We start from the raw sequence: 19,249 nt of genomic DNA, 5'->3' as shown, positions 1-19,249 counted from the left end.
TGTGATGCTGATAATCTTGGCGACGATCAGTCCATACTCACAAGCACCCACACGAATTGCTTGATTCGATTTGTTAAAGAGCGTTTGGCGAAGCGTTTCGCTTCAACCGAGGCGCGCATTCTACGCTTTCCTCTCAACCTGTCAAGCATTTATTTTGAAGTTTTCTGCGAGAAACTCGTTCAACTTCAACCACTTGACTCGCTGCGATCGCTCGTAGCGGGAGGCGAATCATACAGCGTTACAACCTGCTGTCAACTGCCTTTTTCACCGCTATCGACACACAGATCGAAGCCCTTCCGATACTGCCTGAAGCATTCAACTCGTTGATATTCAAGGAGTTTTACGCTTCGACTACGTCGGAAGTGGGGCGCATTATAAGGGCCTCAGAAACCCCGTCAACCCTTTATTTCAAGAAAACTTCATAAAAGGCAAAAGGGAGGCCTGTCGGCCTCCCCGCTGCTTATATAGATAGAAAGCTCAGACCACCCCATCAGCCCTCAATCTCCGGACAGCCTCAGCTCCCAGACCCAGTACATCGCCCAGCACCGCATCCGTATGCTCACCCAGTAGCGGCGGTGCACGCCGGTACTCCACCGGAGTCTCCGACAGCCGGATCGGACTGGCCACCTGTGGCACGCTGCCTGCCAATGGGTGCGCAATCTCCACAGCCAGCCCCCGCGCCAATACCTGAGGGTCCTGGAACATCTGCGCCAGGTCGTTGATCGGCCCGCATGGCACACCTGCCTGCTCAAGCTGGCTGACCCACTCGGCGGTGGTCTTGAACACCGTGGCCTGGCGAATCAACGGAATCAGCTCGGCCCGGTTGGCCACCCGCTGCTTGTTGGTGGCGAAGCGCGGGTCGTCCGCCCAATGCGGTTGCCCGGCCACCTCGGCGAACTTGCGAAACTGACCATCGTTACCCACGGTAAGAATGAAATCGCCATCCGCCGTCGGGAAGTCTTGGTAGGGCACGATATTCGGATGCGCATTCCCCAGCCGCCGCGGCGATAGACCCGTGGTGAGGTAATTCATCGCCTGGTTGGCCAGGCAAGCCACCTGAACATCCAGCAATGCCATGTCCACATGCTGGCCGACACCAGCCTGATCACGATGGGCGAGGGCGGCCAGGATCGCCACGGTGGAGTACAGCCCGGTAAGAATGTCGGTCAGCGCCACACCCACCTTCATCGGGCCAGCACCTTCTTCACCTTCCGGGCGCCCGGTCAGGCTCATCAAGCCACCCAGCCCCTGGATCATGAAGTCGTAGCCAGCACGCTTGGCGTAAGGCCCGGTCTGCCCGAAGCCTGTGATCGAGCAATAGATAAGCTTGGGGTTCTCTGCCTTCAGGCTTGCATAGTCCAGCCCGTAGGCCGCCAGCCCACCCACCTTGAAGTTCTCGATGACGATATCCGACTTTGCCGCCAGCTCACGCACCAGGCGCTGGCCTTCCGGCTGGGTGAAGTCGATGGTCACCGAGCGCTTGTTGCGGTTGGCCGACAGGTAATAGGCCGCCTCGCTGGTGTTCTCGCCTTGCGCATCCTTGAGGAAGGGCGGGCCCCAGGCGCGAGTATCGTCCCCCGAACCCGGCCGCTCGACCTTGATGACGTCGGCCCCAAGGTCGGCGAGGATCTGTCCGCACCAAGGGCCGGCCAGCACGCGCGAAAGGTCTAGCACCCGCAGATGGGATAACGCCCCCATGGCCTGACTCCCTCTATTAGAAGAACGCCTGAATGCCGGTCTGCGCGCGACCGAGGATCAGCGCGTGGATGTCATGCGTACCTTCATAGGTGTTGACCACCTCCAGGTTGACCAGGTGACGCGCCACGCCGAATTCGTCGGAGATGCCATTGCCGCCCAGCATGTCACGGGCAAGCCGTGCGATATCCAGCGCCTTGCCGCAGGAGTTGCGCTTCATGAGCGAGGTGATTTCCACTGCCGCAGTGCCCTCGTCCTTCATCCGCCCAAGGCGCAGGCAGCCTTGCAGGCCCAGGGTGATCTCGGTCTGCATGTCGGCCAGCTTCTTCTGGATCAACTGGTTGGCCGCCAGTGGGCGCCCAAACTGCTTGCGGTCCAGGGTGTACTGGCGTGCGGTGTGCCAGCAGGACTCTGCCGCGCCCAGTGCACCCCAGGAGATGCCATAACGAGCCGAGTTCAGGCAGGTGAACGGGCCTTTCAGGCCGCGCACTTCAGGGAAGATGTTCTCCTCCGGCACGAACACGCTGTCCATGACGATTTCCCCGGTGATGGAGGCGCGCAGGCCGACCTTGCCGTGGATCGCCGGCGCGCTCAGGCCTTCCCAACCTTTCTCGAGGATGAAGCCGCGGATGTCGCCGGCATCGTCCTTGGCCCAGACCACGAAGACATCGGCGATGGGGCTGTTGGTGATCCACATCTTGCTGCCGCTCAGGCGATAGCCGCCATCGACCTTGCGTGCGCGGGTAATCATCGCACCGGGGTCGGAGCCGTGGTTCGGCTCGGTCAGGCCGAAGCAGCCGATCCATTCACCCGTGGCCAGCTTGGGCAGGTACTTCTGCTTCTGCGCCTCGCTGCCGAACTCGTTGATCGGCACCATCACCAGCGACGACTGCACGCTCATCATCGAGCGGTAACCGGAATCGATGCGCTCCACCTCGCGGGCAATCAGCCCGTAGCACACGTAGTTCAGGCCGCTGCCGCCATACTCCACCGGAATGGTCGCGCCCAGCAGGCCGACTTCGCCCATCTCGCGGAATATCGCAGGGTCGGTCTGCTCGTGGCGGAACGCCTCGATCACGCGCGGGGCCAACTTGTCCTGGGCGAACTGATAAGCGCTGTCACGCACCATGCGCTCTTCTTCAGTGAGCTGCTGGTCGAGCAGCAGCGGGTCGATCCAGTTGAAGCTTGCTTTACCGGCCATGAACGAAATCCTCGAAGTGGGTGGTCGTTACTCGTGCATTGATCCTAGGCCCGATCGGGCGAAGGGACAAACGAGGATTGCGCACTGATTAGTGCTATTTTCTCACTCCGAGAACCACCAAATTGGCATTTCAAGCCAGCTACGAGTGAGGTTGACGTACATGCGCCGCAAGATCCCCAGCACCACGGCCTTGGTCTGCTTCGAAGCGGCAGCGCGGCACGAGAGCTTTACCAAGGCTGCGCAGGAGCTTGCACTGACCCAGGGCGCCGTCTGTCGGCAAATCGGCGGCCTGGAAGACTTCCTCAATGTCGAGCTGTTCCGCCGCTCGCGCCGGGGCGTGAAACTGACCGAGGCCGGGCTTTCCTACAGCCGCCAGGTGGCCGCGCAGCTGGATGCCGTAGAGCGCGACACCTTGTCGGTGATGCGCCAGCAGGGCGCCAACGTGATCGAACTGGCCGTCGTACCCACGTTCGGCACCCAATGGCTGCTGCCACGTTTGAAGGATTTCCAGCAACGCCACCCCGAGGTCACCGTCAACCTCACCAACCGCACGCGCCCGTTCCTGTTCGCCGACACCGCTTTCGATGCCGCCATCTACTTTGGCGATGCCGACTGGTCTGGCACCCAGTCGCATCGGCTAATGGGCGAAAACCCGGTGCCGGTGTGCAGCCCGGCATTGCTGGCCGGGCAGGGCGTGCTGAACGCCGAGCGCATCGCCGAACTACCGCTGCTGCAACAGACCACCCGGCCCTATGCCTGGCGGCAGTGGTTCGACAGTCTGGGGATGAGTGTCGAGCACGACATGGCCGGGCCGCGCTACGAACTGTTTTCCATGCTTGCCCAGGCCGCCATGCATGAAATGGGAATCGCGCTGATCCCGCCGTTCCTGATACAGCGCGAGTTGCAGGAGGGTAGGTTGGTGGTCGCCAACAGACATGCGCTGGCCAGTGACAAGGCCTACTATTTGATGATTCCAGAGCGCAAGGTCGAGTCCGCCTCGCTACGTGCGTTTCGCGATTGGCTGGTGGCCCAGGCCACCGACTACACCTCGAAGAACTAGCGCAGGGCAGCAAAAGCTGACTCCGTAGTTAATTGTTTTCAACACCTACAGATGAATGTATTTGTCGCGAATACATAAACTGTTCCGTCGCTTCTTAAAAACCCTATCAACCCTAGTAACTGCGCGGCTTTGCGGCTTATTTTGCGACATTCACCACGTCACCCGCGAAAACAGCCAAAAATTTTTGATTTTTTCTCCTAAGCTCCCAATAGCGCGTGTTTGACGGCCCGAAAGCAGTTGCTTGCGACAAGTGGTCACAGGGTGACTTGTAGTTTTAAGTTCGTTTCGCTTCAGAACCGGTTGAAGCCCTCCGGGTTCGTCTGCAAAATGCTTCGCCCGTGCTGAACGGCCGCTCCAGCCGCACCATCCGAAGTGCGCTGGCTTAAACAAAGACAAAAGGTCACCGCAGGAGAAAAGTCGTGCACATTGGTGTTCCTCTCGAGACGCAGGCGGGTGAGACAAGGGTTGCCGCGACCCCCGAAACCATCAAGAAGTGGGTGGGCCAGGGCCATCAGGTCACGGTCGAGCGCGGAGCGGGCCTGAAGGCCAGCATTCCGGACAGCGCCTACGAGGCCGTCGGCGCATCCCTGGGCGATGCAGGCGACGCCTTTGGCGCGCAGTTGGTGCTCAAGGTGGTCGCACCCAACGACCAGGAGCTGACCCGCATCAACGCCGGCAGCGTGCTGGCAGGCATGCTCAACCCCTTCAACAATGAACTGATCGCCAAGATGGCCGAGCGCGGCATCACCGCCTTCGCCCTCGAGGCCGCGCCCCGTACCTCGCGCGCCCAAAGCCTGGACGTGCTGTCGTCCCAGGCCAACATCGCCGGTTACAAGGCGGTGCTGCTGGCCGCTCATCACTACCCACGCTTCATGCCCATGCTGATGACTGCCGCCGGCACCGTGAAGGCCGCCCGCGTGCTGATTCTCGGCGCTGGCGTTGCTGGCCTTCAGGCCATCGCCACGGCCAAGCGCCTGGGTGCGGTGATCGAAGCCTCGGACGTGCGCCCGGCGGTGAAGGAGCAGATCGAGTCGCTGGGTGCCAAGTTCCTCGACGTGCCTTACGAGACCGACGAGGAGCGCGAATGCGCCGAGGGCGTTGGCGGTTACGCGCGCCCCATGCCGGCCAGCTGGATGCAACGCCAGGCCCAGGCCGTGCACGAGCGCGCCAAGCAGGCCGACATCGTCATCACCACCGCGCTGATTCCCGGGCGCAAGGCGCCGACGCTGCTTAGCGCCGAAACCGTCGCGCAGATGAAACCCGGCTCGGTGGTCATCGATCTGGCGGCAGCCCAAGGTGGCAACTGCCCACTGACCGTCGCCGACCAGGTGGTGGTGGCCCACGGGGTGACCCTGGTCGGGCCGACCAACCTGCCGGCCCAGGTCGCAGCGGACGCCTCGGCGCTGTACGCGCGCAACCTGCTGGACTTCACGAAGCTGCTGTTCGACAAGGACGGCGCACTGGTGATCAACCTCGAAGACGACATCGTCGCCGCGTGCCTGATGTGCCGCGACGGCCAGGTCGTGCGCAAGAACGGCTGAGGAGCACGACAATGGAAGACCTGCTGATTTCCGACGGCATCTACAACCTGATCATCTTCGTGCTGGCCATCTACGTCGGCTACCACGTGGTGTGGAACGTCACCCCGGCGCTGCACACGCCACTGATGGCCGTCACCAACGCCATCTCGGCGATCGTCATCGTCGGCGCCATGCTGGCGGCGGCGCTGACCGTGACCCCGGCCGGCAAGCTGATGGGCACCCTGGCCGTAGCCCTGGCGGCGGTGAATGTGTTCGGTGGCTTCCTGGTCACCCGGCGCATGCTTGAGATGTTCAAGAAGAAAAACAAGAACGAGGCGCAGAAGTAAGCATGAGCATGAATCTGGTAACCCTTCTTTACCTGGTCGCCTCGGTCTGCTTCATCCAGGCGCTCAAGGGGCTGTCGCACCCGACCACCTCGCGGCGGGGCAATGTGTTCGGCATGCTCGGCATGGCCATCGCCATGCTCACCACCATTGGCCTCATCTATAAGCTTGGGGCGGAACTCGCGACTGCTGGCATTGGCTACGTGATCCTCGGCCTGCTGATCGGCGGCACCGCAGGCTCGATCATGGCCAAGCGCGTCGAGATGACCAAGATGCCGGAACTGGTCGCCTTCATGCACAGCATGATCGGCCTGGCCGCCGTGTTCATCGCCATCGCCGCAGTACTGGAGCCGCAGTCGCTGGGCATCGTCGCCAGCATCAGCGACCCGATCCCCACCGGCAACCGCCTGGAACTGTTCCTCGGCGCAGCCATTGGCGCCATCACCTTCTCCGGTTCGGTGATCGCCTTCGGCAAGCTGTCGGGCAAGTACAAGTTCCGCCTGTTCCAGGGGGCACCGGTACAGTTCGCTGGCCAGCACAAGCTGAACCTGATCCTGGGCATCACCACTATCGCCTTGGGCCTGTTGTTCACCTTCACCGGCCATTACAGCGCCTTCACCCTGATGCTGGCCCTGGCCTTCATCATGGGCGTACTGATCATCATCCCGATCGGCGGCGCCGACATGCCGGTGGTGGTGTCGATGCTCAACAGCTATTCGGGCTGGGCGGCGGCAGGAATCGGCTTCTCGCTGAACAACTCGATGCTGATCATTGCCGGCTCCCTGGTGGGCTCCAGCGGTGCGATCCTCTCGTACATCATGTGCAAGGCGATGAACCGTTCGTTCTTCAACGTCATCCTCGGCGGCTTCGGCGGCGATACCGACGCAGGCGCCGCCACCGGCAGCAAGGAACAGCGCCCGGTGAAATCCGGCTCGGCCGACGATGCGACCTTCCTCTTGAGCAACGCCGACAGTGTGATCATCGTGCCCGGCTACGGCCTGGCGGTGGCCCGCGCCCAGCATGCGCTCAAGGAGCTGACCGAGAAGCTGGTGCACAACGGTGTGACCGTGAAGTACGCGATCCACCCGGTGGCCGGGCGTATGCCGGGCCATATGAACGTGCTGCTGGCCGAAGCCGAGGTGCCCTACGACCAGGTGTTCGAGATGGAGGACATCAACGCCGAGTTTGGCCAGGCCGACGTGGTACTGGTGCTGGGCGCCAACGACGTGGTCAACCCGGCGGCGAAGAACGACCCCAAGTCGCCGATCGCCGGCATGCCGATTCTCGAGGCGTTCAAGGCCAAGACCATCATCGTCAACAAGCGCTCCATGGCCAGTGGCTATGCGGGGCTGGATAACGAACTGTTCTACCTGGACAAGACCATGATGGTGTTCGGGGATGCCAAGAAGGTGATCGAGGACATGGTCAAGGCCGTGGAGTGATCGGCTGATCTGAAAAAACGCTTCTCTATATAGAAGGCCCCAGGAAGCACTTTCCTGGGGCCTTCTCGTTTCCATGATCCAGATCAACGGCTCTATTTCCAGCCTTCCCCTACGACCATGGTCGCGGGACGTGGCGCAAGCGATAACACTAGACTGCGCACCAGTAGCCTAAGTAGCCCGAGATAACACCCCATGTACCGTGATCGTATCCGCTTGTCCTCCCTGCACAGCAAGGTAATGAGTGCGGCTGATGCCGCTGGCCTGATCGAGGACGGCATGACCGTCGGCATGAGCGGCTTCACCCGCGCCGGCGAAGCCAAGGCCGTTCCCCATGCACTGGCCGAGCGCGCCAGGCAGTCGCCGCTGAAGATCAGCCTGATGACCGGCGCGAGCCTTGGCAACGACCTGGACAAGCAGCTTACCGAAGCCGGCGTACTGGCCCGACGCATGCCGTTCCAGGTGGACAGCACCCTGCGCAAGGCGATCAACGATGGCCAGGTGATGTTCATCGACCAGCACCTCTCGGAAACCGTCGAGCAGCTGCGCAACAAACAACTGACCCTGCCGGACATCGCGGTCATCGAGGCGGTGGCGATCACCGAGCAAGGTCATATCGTGCCGACCACCTCGGTGGGCAACTCGGCCAGCTTCGCGATTTTCGCCAAGCAGGTCATCGTCGAGATCAACCTGTCGCACAACGCCAACCTCGAAGGCCTGCACGACATCTATATCCCTACCTACCGCCCGACTCGCACGCCGATCCCGCTGGTGAAGGTGGATGACTGCATCGGTAGCAACGCGATTCCGATCGACCCAGCGAAGATCGTCGGCATCGTCATCAGCAACCAGCCGGACTCGCCGTCCACTGTGCTGCCTGCCGATGACGAAACCCAGGCCATCGCCGACCACCTCATCGGGTTCTTCAAAAGCGAAGTGGCAGCAGGGCGCATGACCAACCAGCTCGGCCCGTTGCAGGCTGGCGTCGGCACCATTGCCAACGCGGTGCTCAGCGGCTTGATCGACTCGCCCTTCGAGAACCTGACCATGTACTCGGAAGTGCTTCAGGACTCTGCCTTCGACCTCATGGATGCCGGTAAGCTGAGCTTCGCTTCAGGCAGTTCGATCACCCTGTCGACACGCCGCAATGCCGAGGTGTTCGGCAACCTGGAGCATTACAAGCACAAGCTGGTGCTGCGCCCGCAGGAAATCTCCAACCACCCGGAGGTGGTACGTCGCCTGGGGATCATCGGCATCAATACGGCGTTGGAGTTCGACCTGTATGGCAACGTCAACTCCACCCACGTGTGCGGCACGCGGATGATGAACGGCATTGGTGGCTCCGGCGACTTCGCCCGCAACGCGCACCTGGCGGTGTTCGTCACCAAGTCGATCGCCAAGGGGGGCGCCATTTCCAGCGTGGTGCCGATGGTCAGCCATGTGGACCACACCGAGCATGACGTGGACATCCTGGTGACCGAGCAGGGCCTGGCGGACTTGCGCGGCCTGGCGCCACGCGAGCGAGCCCGGGCGATCATCGACAACTGTGTGCACCCGGATTACCGCGCGGCGTTGAACGACTACTTCGAGCGGGCCTGCCAACGAGGGGGGCATACGCCGCACATTCTGCGCGAGGCCCTGAGCTGGCACGAGAATCTGGAAGAAAGTGGCCGCATGTTGGCGGGCTGATCTGGCCTCTGCGTAGACTGTACCGGTCTATTCGCGGGCAAGCCCGCTCTTACAAGGTCCTCACTGAACCTGTAGGAGCGGGCTTGCCCGCGAATTGCGTCAACACTGTATTTCGATCAACCTGAACAGCCAGAACCGACTCAACCAAAAACTGTTCCACTGTACCGCTAAAAACCCCGACCCCAGCTTGAACAACCCCGCCTCCCGATCAAAAACGCACCAATTCCGCGCAGACCAGTACAGTTACGCCAATTACAGGTGCAACAGTGTCGTTACACAGTTAACTGAGCTATCGCATTACTGCCGAACTGTATCTACTGTTATGGACGGCAGAGGAGGATCATGGGCACCAGTTAAACAACTCCCTAATCCCGCCATAAGCGGAAGGATGACACATCATGGAACGTACCCTCAGTTCCGGTCTGGTTTTCGAAAGCAACGTTCAAACTAACGCCTCTATGCCGCTGCGCGCGCTGTCGACCCTGCTGCTGTGGCAGCGTCGCCTGGCCAGCCGCCGTCAACTGGCTCGCCTGGACGCCCGCCTGCTGGCTGACGCCGGTATCAGCGAAGCCCAGCGTTACCAAGAGCTGAGCAAGCCTTTCTGGCGTTAAGCTCCGGCTCGCCGGCTACGGCCGGCACCGCGAATTCTCAAAACCCGTCGCAGGGAACTGCGACGGGTTTTTTGCTTCCAAGGTGCCGCGTTTGACGCGTTCCAATGCCAAAGCTATACAGTTTTATATTTACAACTTAAGACCGTAACAGTTTGCCCAAGGCACTGACTTCACATGCGGAAACAAACCCACGTGATACGCTTGCCTGAATGACCTGTTAAAAAACATAACGTGAAGCACCACGTAAGCGTGCGAACCACCAGAACCACCCAGCAGGAGCCCTCCGACCATGTCCCGTAAATATCTGCATCTGCTTGGCGCCGCCACGCTGCTGGCCCTGGCCGGTACCGCCCACGCCACAAGCTTCGTCGTGACCACCGATGCCGTCGTCGGCGCTGTCGCCGCTACCACCGATGCCACTTCCGACGTGACCTCTTCGCTGCGCGACGACAAGATCGTCCAGGCCGCCCGTGACGACGCTGCCAGCTTCGTCGGCAGCCAAGGTGCGATCCGCGGGGCGAAACTGGAAAGCGCGTTCCTGCACATCCGCCAGCAGTTACCGGCACTGCAAGCCAGCGACACGCAACTGGCCCAGGCCATCCTGGCACTTTGAACCCTTCCACGTGGCCCGGGTGACGCATTTTCAGCGTGCCCGGGCGCACCTAGCTGCCTGGAAAAAGCCTCTAGACCCATGCGTTATCTGTTGCCATCGTTCTTCGCCATCATCGCCGCCACGGGCACTGCCCATGCCATGGATGTCACCACCCAGAGCCTGGTGGTCAGCGGCTACGTCACCAGCAAGGTGACCACCGCGCCGTTCGATCGCAAACTGGTGTTGCGCGCGCGCAGCGACGCGGCTGCATTCGTTGCCAGCGAAGGGCAGATACGCGGCGCACGCCTGGAGGCCGCGCTGGATTCGCTACGCCACGCCAACCCTGGGCTATCTGTCGGCGACCTTGAACTGGCAGAAGCAATTCTCGTCCAATGAACACACCTGACTCCCTGTATTCTTCGGAGATGCTCCATGCGTAAACCGCTGATCGCCGCCACCCTCGGCATGTTGCTGCTGGCCGACCTGGCCCACGCGCAAACCCTGGTGGCCACCAGCAATATCATCGTGCGTGCCTTCGGCCGCTCGATCGACTTCACGTCCGACACCACGACCTCCATCCGCGACTCCAAGGTCGTGCAGGAAGCCCGCGACGCCGCCGCCAGTTTCGTCGCCAGCCGTGGCGACATCCGTGGCGCACAACTGCAAGCCGCGTTCGAGACCCTGCGCGAGCGTGTTCCCGAAGCCCGCGACGCCAGCGACCAGGTATTGGCCGAAGCCATCCTCGCCCTGTGAAGCGCGCGCGTGCCTGGCTGCTCGGCTGCGCCCTGACGCTGCTCGGCACGCCCGCCCTGGCCGACCTGCAACTCGAGTTGCAGACGGCCGACCTCGACCCGCAACAGCAGCAAGCCACCCAGGCACTGCTCGACGAGGCGATGGCCAAGCTCCCCCCAGCCTTCAAGGCCAAGCTGGACCGCCGCGTGCGCGTCAGCTGGACCGACAATATGCCCGCCGATGCCTACGGCCAGGCTTCACCAGTCTCGACCCTCGACCTTAACCGCCGCCTGTTGCCGGGCCTGGTCGACGGCAGTGCCGCCCGCGAACGCACGCATCGCCCCCATGGCACGGTGCGCAACGAACTGCTGGCTACCGTGCTGCATGAGCTGACCCATATCTACGACCGCGCCCGCCTGTGGCCCTCCGCCGAGCGCCAGCTGATCGCCCGCTGCAAGCGCCACGAAGGCAGCCTGGGCGCCATCGGCCTGCCCGCACAGTGCCGTGGCCAGGGCGAACGCCGTTTCACCCTGAGCGACGACCCCCGCCTGCTCGACCTGGCCGGCTGGCCGCAGTACGTTGGCCGCCGCGGCGAACGCGAGCAGCACAACGGCCAGCTGGTGCGCAGCCCGGACAGCTACGAGCTGAGCAGCCCCAAGGAGTTCATTGCGGTCAACATGGAGTATTTCCTCCTCGACCCAAGCTACGCCTGCCGCCGCCCGGCGCTGAACCAATACCTGCGCGAGCACTTCGGCTGGGCGCCGCCCCAGGACACTTGCGCCAAAGGCCTGCCGTTCCTCAACGCCGGCAACGACTTCGCCCGCCAGCCGCTGGGTGAGATCGACCCGGAGCGGGTCTACGAAGTGGACTACCTACTGGCCGAGGCCAACCAGAACTGGGTCAGCCGCTGGGGCCACAGCATGCTGCGCCTGGTGATCTGCGCCCCTGGCCGTCCACGCGGCCCAGACTGCCGCCTGGACCTCGACCAGCACCTGGTGCTGTCGTACCGCGCTTTCGTCAACGATGTGCAACTGTCCAGCTGGGACGGCCTGACCGGCGCCTACCCATCGCGTCTGTTCGTGCTGCCGCTGGGCCAGGTGATCGACGAATACACCAAGACCGAGCTGCGCAGCCTGGCGTCAGTGCCGCTCAAGCTCGACCGCACGCAGGTCGAGGACCTGGTGCGCCAGGCCGCCGAGATGCACTGGGGCTATGACGGCAACTACTACTTCCTGTCCAACAACTGCGCGGTGGAAACCCTGAAGCTGATGCGCAGCGGCACCGCCGACCGGCGCTTGGTCGACCTCGACGCGATCATGCCCAACGGCCTGCTGGAGGTGCTCAAGGGCCGCGGCCTGGCCGACACTCGCGTGCTCGACGACCGCCGCGAAGCACTGCGCCTGGGTTACCTCTTCGACTCCTACCGTGACCGCTACCAGGCGATGTTCGACGTGCTGAAGAAACAGCTGCCAATCAAGGAAACCGCCGTGGAGGACTGGCTGGCACTGGACGCCGAGCAGCGCCGTCCGTGGTTCCCCAAGGCCGACCTGCGTACCAGCGCAGCGTTGTTGCTGCTCGAGCAGGCCAGCCTGCGCCGCCAGCTGTTATTGGCCCAGGACGAAGTCAAGCAGCGCTACCTGAATGCCACGGCGTTGAAGGACGGCACGGTCGACAAGGCCAACGAGACCCTGCAGCAGATGCTGGCCAACAGCGGCTTCCTCAGTCGCCCGGCGGAACTGCTCGAAAGCACCGGCTATGGCCTGCCGCAACCCCAGGAGCGGGTGCATCTGGAACAGGTGAGCAAGGAGCGCCAGGCCCAGTTGCTGCGCCTGAGCACCGACCTGGACAAGGAAGTGCGGGCCTTGCTGGAGCCCAAGCGGGCGCAGGAGATCTCGGCGATCGAAGCCAATGTGAAGCAGGTTGGTGAGCACCTGCGGGCCTTGCACAAGGCGGCTGGGGGGTTGCAGTTGCCCTGACAGGTGCTCTGGCGCCTGGTCCGGCCTATTCGCGGGCAAGCCCGCTCCTACAGGGTTCGGTGCAATACTTGTAGGAGCGGGCTTGCCCGCGAATAGGCCGGCACAACCACCATCACCCTCACAACCGCTCCCCCAACTCCCCAGGCAAATCCTCATCCAGATGCAACCAAGGCAACCGGGTACCCACCCAGATATGCCGGTTGGGCCGCACATCCTCCGGCCGGTCCAGCGTCGCCACCGTCACATCGATACTCTGCGGGCTATGCTCGGTCACCAACGCCACATGTGCACCACAGCGCCCACAGAAATACCGCCTGCAACTGGCCGGCGCGACATAGCACTGCGCCTCTTCGTTCAGCCATTGGAAATCCCCCAGGGCCAAGGTGACCCAGGTCACCACCGGCGCCCCGCTGACCCGCCGACAGATCGTGCAGTGGCAATGGGCAACATCTGTCAGCGCCCCGCGCAACCGATACCGCAGGCCACCACAGTGGCAACCGCCTTCATGCACCTGCGTCATGGCACCTACCTCCCGTCGCCTTCATCACGCCGAAAGCTGGCTGAAAGCTTCCCCGCCTAGGATAGCCCCACCACCGGCAACAGACCGGCCAGCCAGGGCACCCGGAAATTTCCGCGCCCGGCCCAATCAACAACAACAATGGTGATACCGATGTTTTCCTGTGCCCGCCTTCCTGCAATGTCCCTCCGGCTACCCCACGCACAGCGCCTGACGCGCTGACACGCCCGAATCGCCCGCCCTTTCGCCGCGCCACGCCTGGAGTACCGCCATGCTGACTTTCCTTGGCTTTGCCATGGTTCTTTCGTTCATGTACCTGATCATGACCAAGCGCCTTTCGGCCTTGATCGCGCTGATCCTGGTACCAATCCTGTTCGCCCTGTTCGGCGGCTTCTACAGCGACATCGGCCCGATGATGCTGCAAGGCATCAGCAAGCTCGCGCCCACCGGCGTGATGCTGATGTTCGCCATTCTCTATTTCGCCCTGATGATCGATTCCGGCCTGTTCGACCCGGCCGTGCGCCAGATCCTCAAGCTGGTCAAGGGCGATCCGCTGAAGGTTTCGGTCGGCACCGCAGTGCTGGCCCTGGTGGTGTCGCTCGACGGTGACGGCGCCACCACCTACATGATCTGCTGCGCCGCCATGCTGCCGCTGTACAGCCGCCTGGGCATGAGCCCACGGATCATGGCTGGCCTGATCATTTTGGCCGGCGGGGTGATGAACATGACCCCCTGGGGCGGCCCGACCGCCCGCGCCGCCAGCGCCCTGCACGTCGACCCGTCGGACATCTTCGTGCCGATGATCCCGGCCATGGCCTTCGGCGTGCTGGCGATCCTCGCCATCGCCTATATGTACGGCAAGCGCGAACGTGCCCGCCTGGGCGAGCTGCACCTGCCCACCGACGACATCGACCACAGCGAAATCAGCGTGTCGCAGTTCCCTGAAGCGCGTCGTCCGAAGCTGATCTGGTTCAACGGCGCCCTCACTGCCGTACTGATGGTGGCGCTGATCGCTGGCGTGCTGCCGCTGCCGGTGCTGTTCATGATCGCCTTCAGCATCGCGATGATCGTCAACTACCCTTGCCTGCAACAGCAGAAGGACCGCATCGCCGCCCACGCCGGTAGCGTCCTGGCCGTCACCGGCCTGATCTTCGCCGCAGGTATCTTCACCGGCATCCTGTCGGGCACCGGCATGGTCGAGGCCATGTCCAAGAGCCTGCTGGCGGTGATTCCGGATGCGCTCGGCCCTTACCTGGCAGTCATCACTGCGATCGTCAGCATGCCGTTCACCTTCTTCATGTCCAACGACGCCTTCTACTACGGCGTGCTGCCGGTGCTGTCGGAAGCGGCCGCCCACTACGGCATCACCCCGGTGGAAATGGCCCGCGCGTCGATCGTCGGCCAGCCGGTACACCTGCTGAGCCCACTGGTACCCTCCACCTACCTGCTGGTAGCGTTGGCCGGTATCGAATTTGGCGATCACCAGCGCTTCACCCTCAAGTGGGCAGTGCTGGTGTGCCTGTGCATAATGTTCGCCGCCTTGCTGATGGGGATTTTCCCGCTGTTCAGCAGTCTGTAAGCAAAGAGCATCCCTCCGCGATGCGTCCTACACTCGGGCGCATCGCCATTATCGTTCGAAGGAATACACATGGAATGGCTGACCAGCCCGGAAATCTGGGTTGCCTTTTTCACCCTCACCGCACTTGAGATCGTGCTGGGGATCGACAACATCATCATGATCTCGATCCTGGTCAGCCGCATGCCCAAGCACCTGCAGCCGCGCACGCGGATCTTCGGCCTGGCGCTGGCGATGGTCACGCGCATCCTGCTGCTGCTGTCGATCACCTGGGTGATGCGCCTGACCGCCGATTTGTTCGTCGTCTTCGGCCAGGGTATTTCCGGTCGCGACCTCATCCTGTTCTTCGGTGGCCTGTTCCTGCTGTGGAAAAGCTCGCAAGAGATCTACCACGGCCTGGAAGGCGAGGACGAGCAAAGCGAGGAGCCCAAGGGCGCGGGTGGCAAGTTCTTCTACACCATCATCCAGATCGCCATTATCGACATCGTGTTCTCCCTGGACTCGGTGATCACGGCGGTGGGCATGGTGTCCCATGTGCCGGTGATGGTCGCGGCGATCATCGTCGCGGTGCTGGTGATGATGCTGTGCGCCGGGACCATCAGCGACTTCATCGACAAGCACCCGTCGCTGAAAATGCTCGCGCTTTCGTTCCTGATCGTCGTGGGTACCGTGCTGATCGCCGAGGCGTTCGATGTGCATGTACCGAAGGGCTATGTGTACTTCGCCATGGCCTTCTCGCTGGCGGTGGAGGCGATCAACATCAAGATGCGCACTGCCATGGCACGCAAGCAAGGCAAGGATCACGATCCGGTGAAACTGCGCAAGGACATTCCGGGTCAGTAAGACCAGGCAGCGTGGAAAGGGCCCTTCGGGGCCTTTTTCGTTTGTGCTGCCCGGACCCGGAAGTTATTACAGAAATGTTTCAAATAAATGCCCGCCATGCCAAGCTGGCGGCAACCGCGCAAAGCAACTAAAGCTTCAGTGAGCACTGACAAAACCGCCCACCCCCGGGCCAGGCTCACGGCGATACCCATTGGCCCTGCATGGGGCACGTAAAAGGGGGCTCGACCATGCTGACCCTGCTCAACCTGCTCTCCGCCGTGGCCCTGCTGGTGTGGGGCACGCACATCGTGCGCACCGGCATCCTGCGGGTGTACGGCTCGAACCTGCGCCGGGTGCTCAGCCAGAACATGAACCGCCGGCCCTTGGCATTCATCGCCGGCATCGTCGTCACCGCCATGGTGCAAAGCAGCAACGCCACGGCCATGCTGGTCACCTCCTTCGTCGGCCAGGGCCTGATGGCCATGACCCCGGCCCTGGCGATCATGCTCGGTGCCGATGTCGGTACCGCGTTGATGGCGCGGGTGCTGACCTTCGACCTGTCGTGGCTGTCGCCGCTGCTGGTGTTCATCGGCGTGATCTTCTTCCTCTCGCGCAAGCAGACCCGCCTCGGCCAACTGGGCCGTGTGGCCATCGGCCTGGGCCTGATCATCCTGGCCTTGGAGCTGATCGTGCAGGCGGCGGCGCCCATCACCCACGCCCAGGGCGTGAAAGTGCTGTTCGCCTCGCTCACCGGCGACATCCTGCTCGACGCCCTGGTCGGCGCGCTGTTCGCCATGATTTCCTACTCCAGCCTGGCTGCCGTGCTGCTCACCGCCACCCTGGCCGGTGCCGAACTCATCAGCCTGCCGGTGGCGATCGGCCTGGTGGTCGGCGCCAACATCGGCAGCGGCCTGTTGGCGTTCATCAGCACCAGCATGCAGAACGCCGCTGGCCGTCGCGTAGCCCTGGGCAGCCTGCTGTACAAGCTGATCGGCCTGGTGTTGATCATCCCGGTGCTGCACCCGCTGGTGGACTGGATGGACTCGCTGAGCTTCAGCCCGCAGGAGCTGGTGATCGGCTTTCACCTGCTCTACAACACCCTGCGCTGCCTGCTGATGCTGCCGACGGTCAAGCCCATGGGGCGGCTGTGCAGTACCCTGCTGCCGGAGCGAGCCAACGGCAATGGCCAGGTTCACCCGCGCCACCTCGACCCTTCCGCCCTCGGTACTCCCAGCCTGGCGCTGGCCAATGCCGCGCGCGAAACCCTGCGCCTGGGCGATATCGTCGACAGCCTGCTCGAAGCCATGCTCGGCGCCCTGCGCGGCACCCAGACCGCCTTGCCGCAACAGGTGCGGGCGCTGGGCGAAGACGCCGAAGCGCTGTACAGCGCCATCAAGCTGTACCTGGCGCAGATGACCCGCGAAGACCTCAGCGACGCGGAAAACCGGCGCTGGGCCGAAATCATCGAACTGGCGATCAACCTCAAGCTGGCCAGCGACCTGATCGAACGCATGCTGCGCAAGGTGCAGCAGCAGAAAACCTCGCAACGTCGCGAATTCTCGCAAGTTGGCCTGGAGGAACTGACCGGCCTGCAAGAACAGCTGCTGGCCAACCTGCGCCTGGGCCTGTCGGTGTTCCTCAGCGCCGACCCGCAGAGCGCGCACCTGTTGCTGCGCGAAAAACGTCGTTTTCGCGCCCAGGAACGACGCCTGGCGCACGCCCATGTCAGCCGTCTGCAACGTAAAGTGGTGCAGAGTATCGAAACCAGTTCACTACACTTGGAGCTGATCGCCGACATGAAGCGGTTGAACTCTTTGTTCTGCAGCAGTGCCTATGTGGTACTGGGCGGCTCCGACACCGGTGGCCTGCTGCTCGACAGCGTGCCGGACGAAGCCCGCCAGCCCTGACTCGCGTCGCCCTCTTCACCTCAACCCAAGGAACTGCCCGGAAGCTCGCCATGCGTTGCCTGACGTTCATTTGCCTCGTACTTTGCAGCCTCCCGTCCCTGGCCCTGGACCGCTCCAGGGTCGAGGGCTACCTGCTGCCCAATGGCCTGCAGGTGATCATGAAGTCGGGCTACGAGCGCGACCATGTTTCGATCCGCCTGGTGGTGGGCGTGGGCCTGGACGACTTCGACTGCCAGCAGCGCGAGCTGCCGCACCTGCTGGAACACCTGCTGTTCAGCGGCATCGACGAAACCGGCGAGGGCGGCCTGGAAGAGCGTATGCAGGCCCTGGGCGGGGAGTGGAACGCCTTCACCAGCAGCGCCGACACCACCTTCGTGATCGAGGCCCCGGCGCGCAACCAGCGCAAGGTGCTCGACCTGCTGCTGGCGGCCATCCGCGACACGCGCATCGATGCCAAGGCCCTGGCCACGGCCAAGACCATCATCGAGCGTGAGGACGGCGGCCACTACGGCCACCTGCAACGCTGGCTCGACCGCCAGGACATCGGCAACCGCGCCAGTGACCAACTGGCCGTGGAGCTGGGCCTGAAGTGCCCGGAACGCTCCGACCTCGACGACATGACCCTCGCCCAGGTCAAGGACCTGCGCGAGCACTTCTACGCTGCCAACAACATGAGCCTGATCGTGGTCGGCGGCCTCGACCGCCTGCTGCCGGCCTACCTGGAGCGCACCTACGGCGAGCTGCCAGCCACCGAACCGGGCGAGCGCCGCGACCTGGAAACCATCACCCAGCAGGCCGAGCAACGCCGCGAGCTGACCCGCGGCTGGCTGGGCGATAACGTCAAGCTGCACTGGCTGTTCATCGAGCCGGTGCTGGAGGAAGGGCACGACCAGACCCTGGAGCTGCTATCGCGCTACCTCGACTGGGCGCTGTACGACCAGCTGCGCCTGCGCAATGGCCTGTCCTACGGGCCCTCGGCTGCGCGCGAGAGCTTTGGCGACAGCGGCATGCTCAGCCTCAATGCCGACCTGGAACGCCAAGACGTGGATGCCGCGGTGAAGGTAATGCAGCAACTGTTCGACCAGCTGAAGAAAAACGGCCTGGACCCGGACACCTTCGCCCGCCTCAAGGAAGCGGCCATCGCCCGCGAAAGCTGGACCAGCCAGGGCAACAGCGCGCTGGCCGACTATTACTGGGGGGCGCTCAACGACTACCAGGATGGCGTGTTCAGCGACCCGATCCGCAAGCTGCGCCAGGTCAGCCTGAAGCAGGCCAACGATGCCTTGCGCGAACTGCTCAAGAGCCCAGGTTACCTGCGTATCGAAAAACCGCTGCTCGGTTATGACGAGCTGTACGGGCTGGTGGCCGTGGTGCTCGGGCTGGTACTCGCTGCAGGCTTAATCCGGCGGCGGCGCAAACATGCCGATCGACCCAGCGGCGCTACACGCGAGACCTGATTCGGCGGTATTCTTTACGCCGACACCCTGACCGTCGCCGCCACCCCGGTGCCGCACGCCGAGATCCTCGAGTTCGTGAAGCCGCAACTGGCGAAAGAGGGCGTGGAGCTG

At 63.0% G+C, this 19,249-nt stretch carries 17 protein-coding genes and 1 pseudogene; 15 read left to right on the top strand and 3 right to left on the bottom strand.

The genetic code is table 11. The annotated features are described in order from the left end of the window. Positions 1–477: 477 nt before the first annotated feature. Both ACQKPE_RS22235 and ACQKPE_RS22230 read right to left on the bottom strand, forming a co-directional pair. The gene (locus ACQKPE_RS22235; protein ID WP_427668870.1) at positions 478–1,698 is read right to left on the bottom strand and encodes a CaiB/BaiF CoA transferase family protein; all 1,221 of its coding nucleotides are present in this window, start codon (positions 1,696–1,698) and stop codon (positions 478–480) included. 16 nt (positions 1,699–1,714) lie between these two features. Next, a complete protein-coding gene (locus ACQKPE_RS22230) occupies positions 1,715–2,896 on the bottom strand; it encodes an acyl-CoA dehydrogenase (protein ID WP_427668869.1) in 1,182 nt (393 codons plus the stop codon). 160 nt (positions 2,897–3,056) lie between these two features. On the opposite strand from ACQKPE_RS22230, the gene gcvA reads away from it, so the two are divergent. From gcvA to ACQKPE_RS22180, 10 genes are all read left to right on the top strand, one after another. Next, the gene (gene gcvA, locus ACQKPE_RS22225) at positions 3,057–3,956 is read left to right on the top strand and encodes a transcriptional regulator GcvA (protein ID WP_427668868.1); all 900 of its coding nucleotides are present in this window, start codon (positions 3,057–3,059) and stop codon (positions 3,954–3,956) included. Positions 3,957–4,375: 419 nt separating this feature from the next. After that, positions 4,376–5,497, top strand: coding sequence for a Re/Si-specific NAD(P)(+) transhydrogenase subunit alpha (locus ACQKPE_RS22220; RefSeq protein ID WP_427668867.1), 1,122 nt, complete (start codon positions 4,376–4,378; stop codon positions 5,495–5,497). 11 nt (positions 5,498–5,508) lie between these two features. Continuing rightward, positions 5,509–5,823, top strand: coding sequence for an NAD(P) transhydrogenase subunit alpha (locus ACQKPE_RS22215; RefSeq protein WP_427668866.1), 315 nt, complete (start codon positions 5,509–5,511; stop codon positions 5,821–5,823). 2 nt (positions 5,824–5,825) lie between these two features. Beyond that, positions 5,826–7,262: an NAD(P)(+) transhydrogenase (Re/Si-specific) subunit beta gene (locus tag ACQKPE_RS22210; protein WP_427668865.1), complete on the top strand. Its 1,437-nt coding sequence runs from the start codon at positions 5,826–5,828 to the stop codon at positions 7,260–7,262. Between the two features lie 192 nt (positions 7,263–7,454). After that, a complete protein-coding gene (locus ACQKPE_RS22205; RefSeq protein ID WP_427668864.1) occupies positions 7,455–8,948 on the top strand; it encodes an acetyl-CoA hydrolase/transferase family protein in 1,494 nt (497 codons plus the stop codon). A 458-nt stretch (positions 8,949–9,406) separates the two neighbouring features. Continuing rightward, positions 9,407–9,559 (top strand): DUF1127 domain-containing protein, encoded by a 153-nt coding sequence (locus tag ACQKPE_RS22200; RefSeq protein ID WP_427668871.1) that lies wholly within the window; start codon positions 9,407–9,409, stop codon positions 9,557–9,559. A gap of 289 nt (positions 9,560–9,848) precedes the next feature. Beyond that, complete coding sequence (locus ACQKPE_RS22195) at positions 9,849–10,172, top strand: DUF2388 domain-containing protein (protein ID WP_427668863.1); 324 nt, start codon at positions 9,849–9,851, stop codon at positions 10,170–10,172. A 78-nt stretch (positions 10,173–10,250) separates the two neighbouring features. After that, positions 10,251–10,547 (top strand): DUF2388 domain-containing protein, encoded by a 297-nt coding sequence (locus tag ACQKPE_RS22190; RefSeq protein WP_427668862.1) that lies wholly within the window; start codon positions 10,251–10,253, stop codon positions 10,545–10,547. A gap of 36 nt (positions 10,548–10,583) precedes the next feature. Further along, positions 10,584–10,904 (top strand): DUF2388 domain-containing protein, encoded by a 321-nt coding sequence (locus ACQKPE_RS22185; protein WP_427668861.1) that lies wholly within the window; start codon positions 10,584–10,586, stop codon positions 10,902–10,904. Continuing rightward, on the top strand, positions 10,901–12,859 hold the full coding sequence (locus ACQKPE_RS22180) for a DUF4105 domain-containing protein (protein WP_427668860.1): 1,959 nt from the start codon (positions 10,901–10,903) through the stop codon (positions 12,857–12,859). The genes ACQKPE_RS22185 and ACQKPE_RS22180 overlap by 4 nt, the downstream gene beginning before the upstream one ends. A 118-nt stretch (positions 12,860–12,977) precedes the next feature. On the opposite strand, the gene ACQKPE_RS22175 is transcribed toward ACQKPE_RS22180, so the two are convergent. Continuing rightward, positions 12,978–13,379 (bottom strand): GFA family protein, encoded by a 402-nt coding sequence (locus ACQKPE_RS22175; protein ID WP_427668859.1) that lies wholly within the window; start codon positions 13,377–13,379, stop codon positions 12,978–12,980. A 268-nt stretch (positions 13,380–13,647) separates the two neighbouring features. Here ACQKPE_RS22175 and ACQKPE_RS22170 point away from each other — a divergent pair, with 268 nt between their 5' ends. The 5 genes and pseudogenes from ACQKPE_RS22170 to ACQKPE_RS22150 form a co-directional block, all read left to right on the top strand. Further along, positions 13,648–14,955, top strand: coding sequence for a CitMHS family transporter (locus ACQKPE_RS22170; protein ID WP_427668858.1), 1,308 nt, complete (start codon positions 13,648–13,650; stop codon positions 14,953–14,955). A 69-nt stretch (positions 14,956–15,024) separates the two neighbouring features. Continuing rightward, a complete protein-coding gene (locus ACQKPE_RS22165; protein ID WP_427668857.1) occupies positions 15,025–15,795 on the top strand; it encodes a TerC family protein in 771 nt (256 codons plus the stop codon). A 227-nt stretch (positions 15,796–16,022) separates the two neighbouring features. Beyond that, positions 16,023–17,681, top strand: coding sequence for a Na/Pi cotransporter family protein (locus ACQKPE_RS22160; protein WP_427668856.1), 1,659 nt, complete (start codon positions 16,023–16,025; stop codon positions 17,679–17,681). A 50-nt stretch (positions 17,682–17,731) separates the two neighbouring features. Further along, the gene (locus ACQKPE_RS22155) at positions 17,732–19,138 is read left to right on the top strand and encodes a M16 family metallopeptidase (protein ID WP_427668855.1); all 1,407 of its coding nucleotides are present in this window, start codon (positions 17,732–17,734) and stop codon (positions 19,136–19,138) included. Positions 19,139–19,147: 9 nt separating this feature from the next. Continuing rightward, positions 19,148–19,249: pseudogene (locus tag ACQKPE_RS22150) on the top strand (MetQ/NlpA family ABC transporter substrate-binding protein); the annotation flags it as partial.

Source organism: Pseudomonas sp. NPDC089554 (genome assembly GCF_050280645.1).
Classification (GTDB): Bacteria; Pseudomonadota; Gammaproteobacteria; order Pseudomonadales; family Pseudomonadaceae; genus Aquipseudomonas.
This window is presented reverse-complemented; position numbering and strand designations above follow the sequence as displayed.

What these genes read in the sequence shown, in the direction of transcription:
- ACQKPE_RS22200 (WP_427668871.1), top strand. Translation starts at nt 9,407, where the DNA reads ATGCCGCTGCGCGCGCTGTCGACCCTGCTGCTGTGGCAGCGTCGCCTG.
- ACQKPE_RS22175 (WP_427668859.1), bottom strand. Translation starts at nt 13,379, where the DNA reads ATGACGCAGGTGCATGAAGGCGGTTGCCACTGTGGTGGCCTGCGGTAT.
- ACQKPE_RS22160 (WP_427668856.1), top strand. Translation starts at nt 16,023, where the DNA reads ATGCTGACCCTGCTCAACCTGCTCTCCGCCGTGGCCCTGCTGGTGTGG.
- ACQKPE_RS22210 (WP_427668865.1), top strand. Translation starts at nt 5,826, where the DNA reads ATGAGCATGAATCTGGTAACCCTTCTTTACCTGGTCGCCTCGGTCTGC.
- ACQKPE_RS22230 (WP_427668869.1), bottom strand. Translation starts at nt 2,896, where the DNA reads ATGGCCGGTAAAGCAAGCTTCAACTGGATCGACCCGCTGCTGCTCGAC.
- ACQKPE_RS22190 (WP_427668862.1), top strand. Translation starts at nt 10,251, where the DNA reads ATGCGTTATCTGTTGCCATCGTTCTTCGCCATCATCGCCGCCACGGGC.
- ACQKPE_RS22235 (WP_427668870.1), bottom strand. Translation starts at nt 1,698, where the DNA reads ATGGGGGCGTTATCCCATCTGCGGGTGCTAGACCTTTCGCGCGTGCTG.
- ACQKPE_RS22170 (WP_427668858.1), top strand. Translation starts at nt 13,648, where the DNA reads ATGCTGACTTTCCTTGGCTTTGCCATGGTTCTTTCGTTCATGTACCTG.
- ACQKPE_RS22215 (WP_427668866.1), top strand. Translation starts at nt 5,509, where the DNA reads ATGGAAGACCTGCTGATTTCCGACGGCATCTACAACCTGATCATCTTC.
- ACQKPE_RS22205 (WP_427668864.1), top strand. Translation starts at nt 7,455, where the DNA reads ATGTACCGTGATCGTATCCGCTTGTCCTCCCTGCACAGCAAGGTAATG.
- ACQKPE_RS22155 (WP_427668855.1), top strand. Translation starts at nt 17,732, where the DNA reads ATGCGTTGCCTGACGTTCATTTGCCTCGTACTTTGCAGCCTCCCGTCC.
- gcvA (WP_427668868.1), top strand. Translation starts at nt 3,057, where the DNA reads ATGCGCCGCAAGATCCCCAGCACCACGGCCTTGGTCTGCTTCGAAGCG.
- ACQKPE_RS22185 (WP_427668861.1), top strand. Translation starts at nt 10,584, where the DNA reads ATGCGTAAACCGCTGATCGCCGCCACCCTCGGCATGTTGCTGCTGGCC.
- ACQKPE_RS22195 (WP_427668863.1), top strand. Translation starts at nt 9,849, where the DNA reads ATGTCCCGTAAATATCTGCATCTGCTTGGCGCCGCCACGCTGCTGGCC.
- ACQKPE_RS22165 (WP_427668857.1), top strand. Translation starts at nt 15,025, where the DNA reads ATGGAATGGCTGACCAGCCCGGAAATCTGGGTTGCCTTTTTCACCCTC.